10 protein-coding genes are annotated in these 15,066 nt (G+C 69.2%); 7 read left to right on the top strand and 3 right to left on the bottom strand.

The genetic code is table 11. From position 1 onward, the window contains the following. Window positions 1-65: 65 nt before the first annotated feature. Complete coding sequence (locus EYZ64_RS06855) at window positions 66-917, top strand: DUF8453 domain-containing protein (RefSeq protein ID WP_135452793.1); 852 nt, start codon at window positions 66-68, stop codon at window positions 915-917. 23 nt (window positions 918-940) lie between these two features. Then, window positions 941-1,651 (top strand): crotonase/enoyl-CoA hydratase family protein, encoded by a 711-nt coding sequence (locus tag EYZ64_RS06850; RefSeq protein ID WP_135452792.1) that lies wholly within the window; start codon window positions 941-943, stop codon window positions 1,649-1,651. Between the two features lie 73 nt (window positions 1,652-1,724). On the opposite strand, the gene EYZ64_RS06845 is transcribed toward EYZ64_RS06850, so the two are convergent. Then, on the bottom strand, window positions 1,725-2,564 hold the full coding sequence (locus tag EYZ64_RS06845; protein WP_135452791.1) for a type IV toxin-antitoxin system AbiEi family antitoxin: 840 nt from the start codon (window positions 2,562-2,564) through the stop codon (window positions 1,725-1,727). A gap of 133 nt (window positions 2,565-2,697) precedes the next feature. Between EYZ64_RS06845 and EYZ64_RS06840 the strand changes: the two genes are divergently transcribed. Beyond that, window positions 2,698-3,174: a MarR family winged helix-turn-helix transcriptional regulator gene (locus EYZ64_RS06840; protein ID WP_167857736.1), complete on the top strand. Its 477-nt coding sequence runs from the start codon at window positions 2,698-2,700 to the stop codon at window positions 3,172-3,174. Then, window positions 3,171-4,421: an MFS transporter gene (locus tag EYZ64_RS06835; protein WP_135452789.1), complete on the top strand. Its 1,251-nt coding sequence runs from the start codon at window positions 3,171-3,173 to the stop codon at window positions 4,419-4,421. Before EYZ64_RS06840 ends, EYZ64_RS06835 begins: the two co-directional genes overlap by 4 nt. Before the next feature lie 11 nt (window positions 4,422-4,432). On the opposite strand, the gene EYZ64_RS06830 is transcribed toward EYZ64_RS06835, so the two are convergent. After that, window positions 4,433-6,640 (bottom strand): PEP-utilizing enzyme, encoded by a 2,208-nt coding sequence (locus EYZ64_RS06830; protein WP_135452788.1) that lies wholly within the window; start codon window positions 6,638-6,640, stop codon window positions 4,433-4,435. A gap of 103 nt (window positions 6,641-6,743) precedes the next feature. On the opposite strand from EYZ64_RS06830, the gene recC reads away from it, so the two are divergent. From recC to recD, 3 genes are read left to right on the top strand one after another with little or no spacing between them, the layout of a single operon-like run. Next, on the top strand, window positions 6,744-9,929 hold the full coding sequence (gene recC, locus EYZ64_RS06825; protein ID WP_135452787.1) for an exodeoxyribonuclease V subunit gamma: 3,186 nt from the start codon (window positions 6,744-6,746) through the stop codon (window positions 9,927-9,929). Then, window positions 9,926-13,180 (top strand): exodeoxyribonuclease V subunit beta, encoded by a 3,255-nt coding sequence (recB, locus tag EYZ64_RS06820; protein ID WP_135452786.1) that lies wholly within the window; start codon window positions 9,926-9,928, stop codon window positions 13,178-13,180. Before recC ends, recB begins: the two co-directional genes overlap by 4 nt. Further along, the gene (gene recD, locus EYZ64_RS06815; RefSeq protein WP_135452785.1) at window positions 13,180-14,841 is read left to right on the top strand and encodes an exodeoxyribonuclease V subunit alpha; all 1,662 of its coding nucleotides are present in this window, start codon (window positions 13,180-13,182) and stop codon (window positions 14,839-14,841) included. Before recB ends, recD begins: the two co-directional genes overlap by 1 nt. On the opposite strand, the gene EYZ64_RS06810 is transcribed toward recD, so the two are convergent. Further along, the gene (locus EYZ64_RS06810) at window positions 14,838-14,987 is read right to left on the bottom strand and encodes a hypothetical protein (RefSeq protein ID WP_135452784.1); all 150 of its coding nucleotides are present in this window, start codon (window positions 14,985-14,987) and stop codon (window positions 14,838-14,840) included. The two genes, recD and EYZ64_RS06810, sit on opposite strands and share 4 nt — an antisense overlap. Window positions 14,988-15,066 lie beyond the last annotated feature (79 nt).

Below are 15,066 nucleotides of genomic sequence, written 5' to 3'. Positions count from 1 at the left end.
GTTTTGGTCGGAGTTTGCTGAGCCGGACCGCTGCCCGCGCCGAATGTCCGTGATATACCCACTTGGTGGGGATCATCGATTCAGTCACGGAGCGGGGGCGTGAGTTGGCTAGTTTCGAACCGGGTGCATGGACTGCGCTCGCGGCATGGGTGGCAATTGTCGTCGTCGTCATCGCGTTGATCTATGCGTGGCGGCAGTATCTGAAAGCCAAGGACCGGCAGGCCGAGCTGACCCAGCCCAATGTGTCGATGTTCATGGAGCCCAGCAGTGCCGATTGGCACCTGGTCGAGCTGGTCGTCCGCAATTACGGGCAACGGCCGGCCTACGGTTTGCGGTTCGAATTCGCGAACCCGCCGACGGTCGGCAAGTACGAAAGCTCCTATGACGACAACTTCGTCGACATCGTGCCGCTGAACCTGCCCGCCGAGATCCCGTACCTGGCGCCATCGCAGGAGTGGCGCATCGTGTGGGATTCGGCGCTGGACCGCAAGCAATTGGGTGAGGCCATCGCGTCCCGCTTCGATGGCGCGGTCACCTACTACGACGAGCCGGGCTCCCCCGGCAAGCCCAGTGGCCGCAAGCTGCGCAACACCGCGGTGCTGGACTGGGCCACGCTGCCGCCGGTGGACCGCATGGAGCTGCTGACCACGCATGACCAGGCGCGCCGGGAGAAGCAGAAGCTGGAGTTGTTGCGCGGTGTGCTGACCTATTTCCAGTACGCGGCCAAGGAGAGCGACGAGCAGACGCTGCGGAACGAGATCAACCGCATCAACTCCTTGGGCTCCGAGGTGCGGTCCCGCTGGCGCGACCGCTACGAGGCCAGTCATGACGATGACGACGACGATTACGACGATGACGATCCCGAGACCGACCTGATCAAACCGGCGGCAACGTCCGGCAGGCGTCATCGGGCCTGAGGCCACTCACTACCATCGGTGCGATGAGCAGTCTGGTGAGCTACGAGCTCAACAATGCCGTGGCCACGATCACGATGGACGACGGCAAAGTCAACGCACTGTCGCCTGCGATGCAGGCCGAGATCAACGCGGCGCTGGATCAGGCGGCCGCCGGCGCGGCGGCCGGCGAGGTGAAAGCCGTGGTGCTGGCGGGCAGTTCGAAGGTGTTCAGCGGCGGGTTCGACCTGAGCGTGTTCTCGTCCGGCGACGTGGCGGCGACGCTGGGCATGCTCGCCGGCGGCTTCGAACTGTCGGTGCGGTGTCTGAGTTTCCCGGTCCCGGTGATCATGGCCGCGACCGGACACGCCATCGCGATGGGCTCGTTCCTGCTGCTGTCCGGTGATCACCGGGTCGGCTCGTCGACTGCGCGGTGTCAGGCCAACGAGGTGAAGATCGGGATGACGCTGCCGATCGCGGCCATCGAGATCATGCGGATGCGCTTGACCCGGGCGGCTTTTCAGCGCGCGATCGCCATGGCCGCGGTGTTCACCGGTGATGCGGCGATCGCGGGCGGCTGGCTCGATGAGGTCGTCGAGGCCGACGCGGTCCTGTCCCGCGCTCAGGAGGTCGCCGCCGAGGCCGCCGCGACCTTGAACACCGGTGCGCATGTGGCCAGCAAGCTCAAGGCCCGCGCCGAGACCCTGACCGCGATTCGCGCTGGAATCGACGGACTGGCAAAGGAATTCGCGGGCTAGGCGCAGTTTTTTGGGCGTTGGCTTCGCGTACGTAGCGCTACGGCGATTTTTCGACCGTTTTTCCGCCACAGCGCTACGCACGCGAGGCGCGAGCTTTGGCGATCCGGCCGAGCACGTTGGCGGCACCGTCCCTGCGAGTGACCCGGATGACGATCCAACCCATCTCGATCATCTCGTCGACCCGGGCGATGTCCTTGCGGAGCCGGTCGAGGTCGGTGTGAAGGCGCCCTTCGTATTCGAGCGCAATCTTCAGCTCCGGCCAGGCGAGATCGACCTCGCCGACCACCACGCCGTACTCGTTGCAGACGGGATACTGCGTTTGGGGCGGCGGATAACCAGCGCGAACGACCAAGAGCCGCAACCAGGTTTCCTGCGGTGACTCCGCTCCCGGATCCACCAAAGCGATCGCGGCGCGGGCCCGCTTGATACCTTTACGGCCCGAATGGCGTTCGGCCGCCAACTCGATGTCAGAGACCTTCAGCCGGGCCGATCTCGCCAGTGCATCGATGGCCGCCACTGCCGTATCTTCGGGAAACTTGCAGGCCAGATCGAGCGCGGTGCGGGCAGGTGTGGTGAGGCGGATATCGCCGACCCGGCAGATTTCGTCGTCCGCGATCGCGTCGGCCCACGTGACGATCCCTCGGGCCGGCCTCCGATTGTTGTTGTTGATGACGTAGGCGGGCAGGCCCGCATCAATCCACCGCGCCCCATGGAAGGCCGACGCCGAGAACCCGGCCAGGACTCCGTTTCCGCGACATCGCAACCAGCAGGCCTTGGCGCGCATGAGGGCAGTCGGCTGAGTGCCGTTGGCGACGTAGATGTCCCGATGAACGGCCATGAACCGGGTTCGCAGCTGATGCCGGGTCAGAGCACCTGAGGCCAGCGCTTCGCTTCCGACGAATGGATCCCCCATGGGCGGAGTGTGCCGAGGCCTACCGACATCTCACGTGTGTAGCGCCACGGTGATTTTTCGACCGTTTTTGCGCCCTGGCGCTACGTACGCGGATCAGTTCGGCCACGCACGCGCCGCGGCCGCCAATATATCTATGTGCTATGCACATATGGTGCCTCGCTACAACCAACTCGATGAGCTTCTCGTGCGCATCCACACCGTCCGGCAGCGCCCGGGATGGCGGCGCCGGCTGATCGACGCATCGGGCAGTGTTCCGACGCTGTCGACGCTGCGGGTGTTGCGCGCCGTCGAGCAACGGGAGAAGGCCGGGCAGAGTGCATCGGTCGGCGAGGTGGCCGAGTACATGGCGGTCGAGCACTCCACCGCCAGCCGCACCGTCGCCAATGTCGTCGCTGCCGGTCTCCTGACCAAAACCCAAGACGTCGAGGATCAGCGTCGGTGCGCGCTCGCCCTCACCGACACCGGGCGCCAGGCCCTGGCCGACGTGACCGAACGGCGCCAGGAGATGGTCGCCGAGACCGTGGCCGACTGGCCCGCATCCGACGTGGACAAACTCGTCGACCTGTTGGAGCAGCTGGTCTCCGATTTCGAGCGGGGGATCAGCTCGTGACGGCCCAGGCCACTTCCCGCCCGCAGCCGCGCGGTGCCCTCCGGCTGATGTTCGACCCGGTCTTCGGCGCCTTGTTCTGGGGCAAGATGTTCTCGGTCGTCGCGGTGTGGACGCACGGCATCGTGGCGGCCATCGTCATCTTCGACGCGACCGGCTCGGCGGTGATGGTGGGCATGGTCGGCGTCGCGCAGTTCCTGCCCCAGCTCATCCTCAGCCCGACCAGCGGCAAGTGGGCCGACGTCGGCAACCCGGCCCGCCAGATCCTGTGGGGCCGGGTGTTGTGCATCATCGGCTCCGGTTCGACCGCGGTCTGGCTGGCGCTGTCCCCCGATCTGCAGGGCACCGCCGCCGCGGTACCGGTACTCGTCGGCTCCACCCTCGTGGGCTTCGGATTCGTCATCGGAGGACCGGCCATGCAGTCGGTCGTGCCGAGCCTGATCCGCGACGGCGAACTGCCGACGGCCATGGCGCTCAACAGCATTCCGATGACCATCGGCCGCATCCTGGGCCCGGCCATCGGCGCGTTCCTGGCCGCTCGTCTCGGTGCGGCGCCGGGCTTCGCGATCAGCGCGGGCCTGCACATGGTGTTCGCGATCTTCCTGCTGCTGGTCACTTTCCCGGCCCGGCCCGAGCGCAGCCCCGACGGCGACTACCGGGTGCGCGCGGCGCTCAATTACGTCTGGCGGGACCGCCCGCTGCTGCTGGCGCTGCTGGCCGTGACGACCGTCGGGTTCGCCTCCGATCCGTCGATCACGCTCACCCCGTCGATGGCAGAGGAGCTTGGCGGCGGCGCCCACCTGGTGGGTGCGTTGTCGGCGGCGTTCGGCCTCGGCGCGGCCGTCGGCATGGTGGTGCTGGCCTCGATGCGCGGACGGTTGCCCGCTGCCCAGGTGTCGGCGATCGGTCTGTGGCTTCTGGTGGCCGGGTCTGGCCTGCTGGCGCTGGGCACCGTGACGGCCTTGGCCCTGGCCGGTTTCGCGGTCGCGGGGCTGGGTTTCGGTTGGGCGATGACGGGCCTGAGCACCGTCGTGCAGGAGCGTGCCCCAGAGGAACTGCGGGGCCGCATCATGGCGTTGTGGCTCGTCGGCTTCCTCGGGTCGCGTCCGTTCGCGGCGGCGCTGCTGGGCGGCGCGGCCGACGTGTTCAACGTGCGGGTGGCGTTCGTCATCGCCGGTGCCGTCACACTGCTCGTCACCCTGGCTGCCCGACCCGCCGCGCTGTCGGCCCCGAATCCGGTGACGGTCTGACGGTCTGACGCTCAAGCCACCCGCACGATGCGTCCGGCGGCCCCGTCGACCTCGACGATGTGGCCGGTACGCAGCACCCGGCTGGCGGTCTTCGATCCCACCACGCACGGTATGCCGAACTCCCGGGCGATGATCGCCGCGTGCGACATCGTGGCCCCGGTACTCATGACGACGGCGGCCGCGTAGGTGAAGTACGGGGTCCAGCCGACGTCGACGCTGTCGGCGACCAGGATTTCGCCGGGGCTCAGTTGGTGCAGCGATTCCACGGTCACCACCCGCACCCGACCGGTGGCGGAGCCGACAGACGCCGGTATTCCGGAAAGCGCTTCGCCACATCCGATTTCGGGAACCGTCTCCGGACTCGGCGTCCAGGTCCCGACGAAGTCCAGCGGTGGCCGCTCGCGCTCCAGACGCGCCCGTTCGGCCCGCCGACGCAGTACCAGGTACCGGACGTCGAGCGGAGGCCACAGCAGTTCGTCGAGCACGAGGTAGAACACGTCGTCGGGGTCGACGATGACGCCCTGCGCCACCAGCCGCGCTCCCAGTTCTCGGGCAGCGAGCCGATATTCATGGGTGAGGCGGATCGCGGCGTCGCGTCCGCGTTCCCTGGACCGCTGGAACCACGCTCCGACCCAGGTCAGCAATCGCACCCACGGCGACATCGCCGGCTCGGGCACTCGACGTCGGGCAGCGCTCGCGAGCTTGCCGACCACCTCCAGCAGCACTGCCGGGTCATCGGCGTAGACCGGGTTGGCCAGCTCGCTCTCCCCCGGTCCCCGGTGGCCCCACGCGGCGACCACATCATCGAGCCGCGCAACGAACTCCGGGTGCTGCGTCCTCAGCAGTTCGATGGCCGACGCGGGTGGGTGTTCACCGAGGATGGTCGCGATCGCGGGGTCCGACGCGACATCGGCGGCCAGCGAACGGGTGGCCACGGTGAGACCCGCGCTCGCCAATTTCTCCATCCCGCCGAAGAATTCGGTGGACAGCGAGCGGCGGGCCAGGATCTCCAGAACGCCGGTGAACGACACCGAGGCCAGGGTGATGAGTGCCGCCGTGGCCCAGGCGTCGACGACTTCGTCGTGCAGACAACGCATTTCGTCGCGCAATTGCACGTCGGACCGGCCGCGGTAATGGGCGGCACCGCGCTGCCGGCTGCGCGCGTCGGCGTCCATCCGCTTGGTTTCGGTACCGGAGGATGCCACGAACACCAGCAGCCGCGGCAACCGGCGCGCCTTCGCCCACAGCCCCGCCCGCGCGGTCTCGGAGCCATTGTCGTCATGGTCGGCGCCGAACAGCTTGTCACGCCAGCCCGCCGGTCCAGCGGCGGGAAGCACGGCGCCGGCCGCGAACAGCACGGTGAGGTTGGCGTAGATGCGGTGGCCGAAGGCCCCGGTCTGCTCCTCGATGACCGCGCGGCGCAGCTCACCGTCCACGCTCATCGCCTCGACCGCGTGCACTCCCATCGCCCGCATGCCGTCGAGCGAAAGCTCCAGCGACAGCGGTGTCATCGGCCCCGGAAACGCCTCGGTGGTGTTCACCGCGGTGTACGCGGGCCAGCGTGGATCGATGTCGGTGTCGAATTCGCCGCGGGCCTCGCTGGCCGGGTATCGAGGCGCCGGCGCACGGGTAGGCACACGCGCCCACGGGTAACGCCACGGCAGCCGAACCTGCCTACCGCGCACGACGATGTGGGCCCGGTTGGCCTTGGCGAAGTCCTGCACGCATTCGGCCGTAGACCACCCGGGCCGGAAGCCGAACGCGCTCAGCCGGGTGGTGTCGAGCACCGGTTGGTCCTCGCCGGCCCGTTCGAGGTACGGCTTGCCCAGCAGCGCGGCCACCTGCCGTAGCGGCAGCGGATCGGCGGCCAGGCCCACCGTCCCGGCCCAGTCCGGGGTGTCGACGGCGTCGGCGATGAAGCGCGCGACGTCGTCGTGGTGAATGAACTGCACCGTGTTGGGCCGGTTCCTGGCCCCGACGATGACGGGTGCGCCGTAACGCTGTCGCGCCGCACCGGCCGAATCCCGGCCCAGTACCGGGGCCAGCTCGACGCGCAGCTCGGCGTCCCGTGTCACCGTGATGACGCGGGACGCGAGCCGGAGGACGACGGCGGGGACAACGGAGCTGCCCGCCTCGGACAGGTGGTGTCCCCTGCGCCGCAGTTCCGCCCGGATAGCGGCGTCGGCGCCGTCGCAGGTACCGCTGACCACAACACGCATCCCAATCAGTGTGCGGCGGCCACAGGCGGGCTGTCAGTCGATTTGCTCAGGATCGTCGGCCTGGGGTTTTCGGTGTCAGCCCGCGGTCTTATCGTGTGTGTCGATGGCACTGCACCTGCACCGGGCCGAGCGCACCGATCTGCTCGCCGACGGACTGGCCGGTCTGCTGTCGCAACCTCCGTCCGATCCGTTCGCCCAGGACCTCGTGCTGGTCCCGGCCAAGGGCGTGGAGCGCTGGCTGAGTCAGCGGCTGTCGAACCGGCTCGGGGTGTGCGCGGCGGTCGAGTTCCGCAACCCGCGTTCGCTGATCGCGGAGCTGACCGGGACAACAGATGAGGATCCCTGGTCGGCCGATGCAATGGCCTGGCCCCTGCTGGCGGTCATCGACGACAACCTGGATCAGCCGTGGTGTCAGCCGGTGGCCACACACCTCGGGCATTTCGAGACCGGTGACGAGTATGAGCTGCGTCAGGGCCGGCGCTATGCGGTGGCCCGCCGGTTGGCCGGGCTGTTCGCCTCCTACGCGCGGCAGCGCCCGCAACTTCTGGTTGACTGGGCCGACCTGCCCGACGACCTGGCCTGGCAGGCCCCGCTATGGCAGGCGCTGGTCGAGCGGATCGGCGGCGAGCCGCCGTACCTCCGGCACGCGAAAACCCTTGCCCGGCTGACTGAATCACCCAGTGGCCTGCCTGAGCGGCTGTCGTTGTTCGGGCATACCCGGCTACCGGTGGCCGAGATCGAACTGCTCACCGCGCTGGCCACCCATCACGATCTGCATCTGTGGCTGCCGCACCCCAGTGACGACCTGTGGCAGTCGCTGGCGGCGCACACCGGACCGCTGCCGCGTCGTGAAGACAGCAGCCACCGCGATGTGGGCCACCCGCTGCTGGCCACCCTCGGCCGCGATCTCCGCGAGCTGCAGCGCAGCCTGCCCGCCCCGGACACCGATGAATATCTCAGTGGCACCGGCTATCCCGACACCGTGCTGGGCTGGTTGCAGTCCGATATCGCCGCCAACGCGGTGCGCCCGATCGGGCGGGTGCCCCGTCGCGACGACCGCTCGGTGCAGGTGCACAGCTGCCACGGCCCGGCCCGGCAGATCGAAGTGCTGCGGGAGGTGCTGCTGGGCCTGCTCGCCGACGATCCGAGCCTCGAGCCACGCGACATCCTGGTGATGTGCCCCGACATCGAGACGTATGCGCCGCTGATCACGGCGGGGTTCGGGTTGGGCGATGTGGTGCGCGGCGCACATCCGGCGCACAAGCTGCGGGTGCGGTTGGCCGATCGTGCTCTGGTGCAGACGAATCCGCTGCTGGCGGTGGCGGCGTCGGTGTTGGCCCTGGCCGGCGGGCGGGCCACCGCGAGCGAGGTGCTCAATCTGGCTGAGTCGGATTCGGTGCGGGCCAGGTTCGGGTTCACCGACGACGATCTGGACGCCATCACCGCCTGGGTGCGTGAGGCCAACATCCGGTGGGGTTTCGATCAGGAGCATCGCGGCCCGTACGGCGTCGAATTCCTGCACAACACCTGGCGTTTCGGTATCGACCGGGTGCTGGCCGGGGTGGCGATGTCCGACGATTCGCACGCCTGGCTGGGCACGACTCTGCCGCTCGACGATGTCAGCAGCAACCGCGTCGAGTTGGCCGGCCGGTTCGCCGAGTTCGTGGAAAGGCTCAGGCACGCAGTCGATCAGCTCAGCGGGGTCCGCCCCCTCGGTGAGTGGCTATCCGCGCTGAGCACCGGGATCGAGGCGCTCGCCTCCTCCGACGAGGAGTGGCCCGCCGCCCAGGTGCAGCGCGAGTTCGCCGAGATCACCGAGGCCGCAGGCGCGGCCGCGACGCCCATGCGGCTCAGTGACATCCGCGCACTGCTGGACCGGCATTTGGCCGGCCGCCCGACGCGGGCCAACTTCCGCACCGGAACCCTGACGGTGTGCACCATGGTGCCGATGCGCTCGGTGCCGCACCGGGTGGTGTGCCTGGTCGGGTTGGACGACGGGGTGTTCCCGCGGCTGGGGGCCGTCGACGGCGACGACGTCCTGGCTCGTGACCCGCGTACCGGCGAACGCGACATCCGTTCCGAGGACCGCCAGTTGCTGCTCGACGCGATCGGGGCGGCCACCCAGACCCTCGTCGTCACCTATACCGGCGCCAACGAATACTCCGGTCAGGCCCGCCCGCCGGCGGTGCCGTTGGCCGAGCTGCTCGACACGCTCAAGATCACCGCCGAGCAGCCCGTGGATGTGGTGACCGCACACCCGTTGCAGCCCTTCGATATCCGCAACGTCACCCCCGGCGCCCTGCTGCCCGACGGCCCGTTCACGTTCGACCCCACGGCGCTCACCGCGGCGCAGGCCAGCGCCGGGCAGCGGGCCGACCGGCCGCCGTTCTTCGCCCACCCGCTGCCGGAACCAGCTGCCGCGGATGTCGCGCTGGAGGATCTCGTCACGTTCTTCAAAGATCCGGTGAAGGGCTTCTTCCGGGCGCTGGAGTACACGCTGCCCTGGGATGTGGACGGGGTGTCGGATGTGATGCCGGTCGACATCGACGCTCTGGAGGAATGGACCGTCGGCGATCGCATGCTGAACGACATTCTGCGTGGCATGACCCCGGCCGACGCTCAGCAGGCCGAGTGGCGTCGCGGCACCCTGCCGCCCGGACAGTTGGGCTGGCGCCGTGCGATCGCGCTGCGGGATCAATGCGCGCTGCTGGCCGCCGAGGCATTGCGGCACCGCGGCACCGACCCGCAGGCCTACGACGTCGACATCGATCTGGGCACCGGGCGGCGGCTGACCGGTACGGTCTCCCCAGTGTTCGGCGACCGGCTGGTGTCGGTGACGTATTCCAAGCTCGACGGCAAGCACCTGCTGCAATCCTGGATTCCGTTGTTGGCGTTGGCCGCGGGGCATCCGGGGCGGGACTGGTCGGCGGTGTGCATCGGGCGGCCCCGGCGCGGCGACAATCCACGCGTCGAGGGGTTGGGCCGCCCCGATGATGCGGTCGCGCTGCTGGCCGATCTGGTGGCCATCTACGACGCGGGCCGCCGGGAGCCGTTGCCGCTGCCCATCAAGACCTCCTATGCGTGGGCGGCCGCGCGGCACGCCGGTGACGACCCGGAACGGGAAGCCGGATTCCGGTGGCGTAGTTCCAGATTCCCCGGCGAGGACGAGGCGCCCGCCCATGTGCGGGCGTGGGGCCGCGGCGTGCCGTTGAGCCGGTTGGTCGGGCTGGGTGAGTATTCCGAGCGGTTGTGGCTTCCGATGCTGCGGGCCGAGAGGTCACCATCGTGAAGGTCTTCGATCTGCTCGGCCCCTTGCCGGAGAAGAACAGCACCACGGTGCTGGAGGCCAGCGCGGGCACCGGCAAGACGTTCGCGCTGGCCGGGTTGGTGACCCGGCTCGTTGCCGAGGGCGCGGCGACGCTGGATCAGATGCTGCTCATCACGTTCGGCCGGGCCGCCAGCCAGGAGTTGCGTGAGCGGGTGCGCGCGCAGATCGTCGGTGCGCTCGTGGCTTTGGAGGATCCCTCGCGTGCCGACAACGATCTGCTGCGGTATCTGATATCCGAAGATCAGCAGGCCCGCGGGCAGCGGCTGCGCGACGCGCTGGCCGGTTTCGATGCCGCGACCATCGCCACCACGCATCAGTTCTGCCAGATCGTGCTGAAATCCCTTGGCGTGGCCGGGGACAGCGATTCGGGTGTGACGCTGGTCGAGAGTCTTGACGAGCTGGTGTGCGAGATCGTGGACGATCTGTATCTCGCCCACTTCGGTGCTCAGCGGGATGTCCCGGAGCTGGGGTATGCCGAGGCCCTGCGGTTGGCCCGCGTCGTGGTGGCCAATCCGGCGACAGAACTGCGCCCGCTGGATCCCGAGCCGGAGTCCCCGGCGGGGATACGGATCGGGTTCGCGCGGGCAGTGCTGGCGGAGTTGGAGATTCGTAAACGCCGCCGCAGTGTGCTGGGCTATGACGATCTGCTGACCCGGCTGGCCGGATCGCTGGCGGCGGAGGGCTCGGCGGCCCGGGTACGTATGGCGCAGCGCTGGCCGATCGTGATGGTCGACGAGTTCCAGGACACCGACCCGGTGCAGTGGCAGGTGATCGAGCGGGCCTTCTCCGGGCGTTCCACCCTGATTCTGATCGGCGACCCCAAGCAGGCGATCTACGCGTTCCGCGGTGGGGATATCGACACCTATCTGCGGGCCGCGGCCACCGCCGGCGACAAGCAGACGCTGGGCATCAACTGGCGCAGCGACAGCGTGCTGGTGGACCGGTTGCAGGCCGTGCTGCGCGGCGCCGAACTCGGCGGCCCGGACATCGTGGTGCACGACGTACAGGCCAACCACCAGGGCCACCGGCTGGCCGGGGCGCCGCACAACGATCCGTTCCGGCTGCGGGTGGTGACGCGGAACCGCACCGGCACCAAGGTGATTCCGATCGCCGATCTACGCGGGCACATCGGCAAGGACCTGGCCGCCGACATCGGTGCGCTGTTGACCAGCGGCGCCACCTTCGACGGGGACAAAGTGCAGGCCCGCGACATCGCGGTGATCGTCGAGACCCACAAGGATGCCCGGGCCTGCCACACCGCGCTGATGGAGGCCGGTATCCCTGCGGTCTACACCGGGGATTCGGATGTGTTCAATTCCGAGGCCGCCGAGGACTGGCTGTATCTACTGGAAGCGTTCGACCAACCGCACCGACCCGGGCTGGTGCGCGCCGCGGCGGCCACGATGTTCTTCGGGGAGACCGCCGAAACCCTTGCCGCGGGCGGGGATGCGTTGACCGACAGGGTCGCTGACACGCTCCGCACCTGGGCCGGTCACGCCCGCGAGCGCGGTGTGGCGGCGATCTTCGAGGCCGCGCAACTGGCCGGCATGGGCAAGCGCGTGCTGTCCTGGCAGGGCGGTGAACGGTTGATGACCGACCTGTCCCACGTGACCCAACTGCTCGGCGACACCGCGCACCGGGAGGGGTTCGGGTTGGCAGCGCTGCGGGACTGGCTGCGCACGCAGCGCTCCGAGGGCGGCGGCACGTCCGAGCGCAACCGTCGCCTGGACAGCGATGCCGCGGCGGTCCAGATCATGACGGTGTGGGTGAGCAAGGGCCTGCAGTTCCCGATCGTGTATCTGCCGTTCGCGTTCAATCGGTATGTGCCGGAGCCGGATCTGGTGTTGTTCCACGACGCGGGGGTGCGCTGCCTGCAGGTCGGCGGGCCGGACCCGGCGGTGACCCGGGCCGGGCGGGCCGAGGCGGCCGCCGATGACAGCCGCCTGACCTATGTGGCGATGACGCGGGCCCAGTCCCAGGTGGTGGCGTGGTGGGCACCGTCGAACGACGAGCCGAACGGCGGCCTGTCGCGTCTGCTGCGCGGGCGCGCCCCCGGCCAGGCCGCGGTGCCCGACCGGTGCGCGCCGGCCAAGGTCTCCGATGACGATGCGCTGACCCGGTTGCGGGCCTGGGAGGCCGCGGGTGGTCCGGCGTTGGAGGAGTCGCTGATCTTTCCGGCGCCACCGGTGCCCGCCCCGGCGATACCAGATGATCTGGCGGCGCGGCATTTTCATCGCTCCATCGACACCGCGTGGCGGCGCACCTCGTACTCGGGGCTGCTGCGTGCGGCCGAGGACGACGGGAACTCCGGGGTGTCCAGCGAGCCGGAGGTCGCCGAGCTCGATGACGAGTCGACCGACATCGCCGTCGTCGCCCCCGCCCAGGGTGCCGATGTCCCCTCCCCGATGGCGGCGCTGCCGACCGGGGCCGCATTCGGCTCGCTCGTGCACGCGGTACTTGAGACCGCCGACCCGCTGGCCGCCGATCTGACCGCTGAGCTCCAGGTCGAGGTGCGCCGCCACGCGGCCCACTGGCCGGTCGAGGTGTCAGCCGACGAGCTGGCCGCGGCACTGTTGCCGATGCACGACACCCCGCTGGGCCCGTTGGCGCCCGGCGTGACGCTGCGCCAGATCGGGCTGGCCGACCGCCTGTGCGAGCTGGACTTCGAGTTCCCCATGGCCGGCGGCGATCTGCGCGGCGGCGAGTTCGCGCGGCTGGCCGACGTCGGGGAACTGCTCGATGAACACCTACCGGACGACGATCCGATGGCCGTCTACGCCGAGCGGTTGTCGACGGGGCTGCTGGGCCGCCAGCCGCTGCGCGGGTACCTGTCCGGTTCGGTGGATGTGGTGCTGCGGATCGGGCAGCGCTTCGTCGTCGTCGACTACAAGACCAACTGGCTGGGCACCGGTGACGCGACGCTCACCGCCGCCGATTACGGGCGGGACCGGATGGTCGAGGCCATGCTGCACTCGGACTACCCGCTGCAGGCGTTGCTGTACAGCGTTGTGCTGCACCGGTTCCTGAGGTGGCGGCTGCCGGATTACGACCCGGCCACCCATCTGGGCGGGGTGATGTACCTGTTCGTGCGCGGGATGTGCGGGGCTCAGACACCCGTCGCCGACGGACACCCGGCCGGGGTGTTCAGCTGGGAGCCGCCCGCGGCGCTGGTGATCGCGCTGTCGGAGCTGCTGGATCAGGGAGCCGCGTGATGCTGGACGCTTTCGCCGAGATCCTGGAACCCGCCGATGTGCAAGTGGGCAGGAGGTTGAGCACGCTGGCCGACGAGACCGACCCCTCTGTCATCCTGGCGCTGGCGCTGGCGGTGCGGGCCCTGCGCGGCGGCTCGGTATGCGTGGACCTGCGCACGGTGGCCGAGCAGACCCAGGTGCCGGAGCTGCCGTGGCCCCAGCCCGACGAGTGGCTGGCGGCGGTGGCGGCCAGCCCGCTGACGGGCACTCCCCCGGTGTTGCGGTTGTTCGGGGACCTGCTGTACCTGGACCGGTACTGGCTGGAGGAACAACAGGTCTGCGACGACGTGCTGACCCTGGTGGGAACCCCGCCGGGCGGCTCGGCGCCCGATGTGGCACGGCTGTTCCCGCCGGGTTTCGAGGAGCAGCGAGCCGCGGCGAAAGTGGCGCTGTCGCAGGGATTGACGGTGCTGACGGGTGGGCCGGGCACCGGAAAGACCACCACGGTGGCGCGGCTGTTGGCGCTGCTGGCCGAGCAGGCGGCGCTGGCCGGTCGTCCGTCCCTGCGAATCGCGCTGGCCGCGCCGACCGGTAAGGCCGCCGCCCGGCTGCAGGAGGCCGTGCTGCTCGAGGTGAACCGGCTCGATGCCGTGGACCGTCAGCGGATCTCGGGCCTGCAGGCCACCACGCTGCACCGGCTGCTGGGGTCACGCCCGGACACGTCGTCACGGTTCCGCCATCACCGGGCGAATCGCTTGCCGCACGACGTGATCGTCGTCGACGAGACCTCGATGGTGTCGCTGACCATGATGGCCCGGTTGTTGGAAGCGGTGCGGCCGCAAACCCGCCTGCTACTGGTCGGCGATCCCGATCAGCTCGCCTCGGTGGAAGCCGGCGCGGTGTTGGCCGACCTTGTGGAGGGGCTCGGGTCGCGTGGGGTCGCGGCGCTGCAAACCTCGCACCGGTTCGGCGAGTCGATCGGCGCGCTGGCGTCAGCTATCCGGGCCGGGGACGCCTCGGTCGCGGTGGAGGTGCTGGCGGCCGGTGGTGAGCACGTCGAGTGGGTGTCCGCCGAACCGACCGAGCGGCTGCGGGAAGTGCTTGTGCCGCATGCCCTTGCGCTCCGGCAGGCCGCGATCCTGGGGGACGCGCGTGCGGCCCTGACCATCCTCGACGAGCATCGGTTGTTGTGCGCCCATCGGCACGGTCCGTTCGGCGTCGCGCAATGGAACCGTCAGGTACAGCGGTGGCTGGCCGAGGCGACCGGCGAGCCCACGTGGTCCTCGTGGTACGTGGGACGGCCAATCCTGGTGACGGCCAACGACTATGGGCTCAAGCTCTACAACGGCGATACCGGGGTCACGGTCGCCACCCCGGACGGACTGCGGGCCATCGTGGGTGGGACCGTGGGCGGGTCCGCGTCATTCGCGACGGGCCGGCTCACCGAGGTGGAGACCATGCACGCCATGACGATCCATAAGTCCCAGGGCAGCCAGGCCGACGAGGTGACCGTGCTGCTACCGCCGGAAGACTCCCGCTTGTTGACCAGGGAGTTGTTCTATACCGCGGTCACCCGGGCCAAGACGCGGGTTCGCGTGGTGGGTTCCGAGGCGGAGATTCGCGCAGCCATCGCCCGGCAGGCAGTCCGAGCGACCGGCCTGCGAAAGCGGCTGAAGCTCTAAACGGCGCGTCCGGCGAAAAATGCGCCGGAAATGAGGCCGATCACGAGTGCCAGGGTGGGCAAGCCCATCGCGACAGCCGTGACGACGCCGGCGACCGCACCGATGCCGAGCACCAGCAGAAGTACGCCCACAAATGCACCGACCATTGCACGCCCTTTCCTATGACAGCGATCACAATGTACATCGTCCGTGGGCTGAATCACATACGGATCGCGCACCAATTCG

This window comes from Mycobacterium sp. DL99 (genome assembly GCF_004762045.1).
Taxonomy (GTDB): Bacteria; Actinomycetota; Actinomycetes; order Mycobacteriales; family Mycobacteriaceae; genus Mycobacterium.
This window is presented reverse-complemented; position numbering and strand designations above follow the sequence as displayed.

Coding starts and splice junctions, on each gene's coding strand:
- EYZ64_RS06850 (WP_135452792.1), top strand. CDS start 941: ATGAGCAGTCTGGTGAGCTACGAGCTCAACAATGCCGTGGCCACGATC.
- EYZ64_RS06845 (WP_135452791.1), bottom strand. CDS start 2,564: ATGGGGGATCCATTCGTCGGAAGCGAAGCGCTGGCCTCAGGTGCTCTG.
- EYZ64_RS06840 (WP_167857736.1), top strand. CDS start 2,698: ATGTGCTATGCACATATGGTGCCTCGCTACAACCAACTCGATGAGCTT.
- EYZ64_RS06830 (WP_135452788.1), bottom strand. CDS start 6,640: ATGCGTGTTGTGGTCAGCGGTACCTGCGACGGCGCCGACGCCGCTATC.
- recC (WP_135452787.1), top strand. CDS start 6,744: ATGGCACTGCACCTGCACCGGGCCGAGCGCACCGATCTGCTCGCCGAC.
- recD (WP_135452785.1), top strand. CDS start 13,180: ATGCTGGACGCTTTCGCCGAGATCCTGGAACCCGCCGATGTGCAAGTG.
- EYZ64_RS06810 (WP_135452784.1), bottom strand. CDS start 14,987: ATGGTCGGTGCATTTGTGGGCGTACTTCTGCTGGTGCTCGGCATCGGT.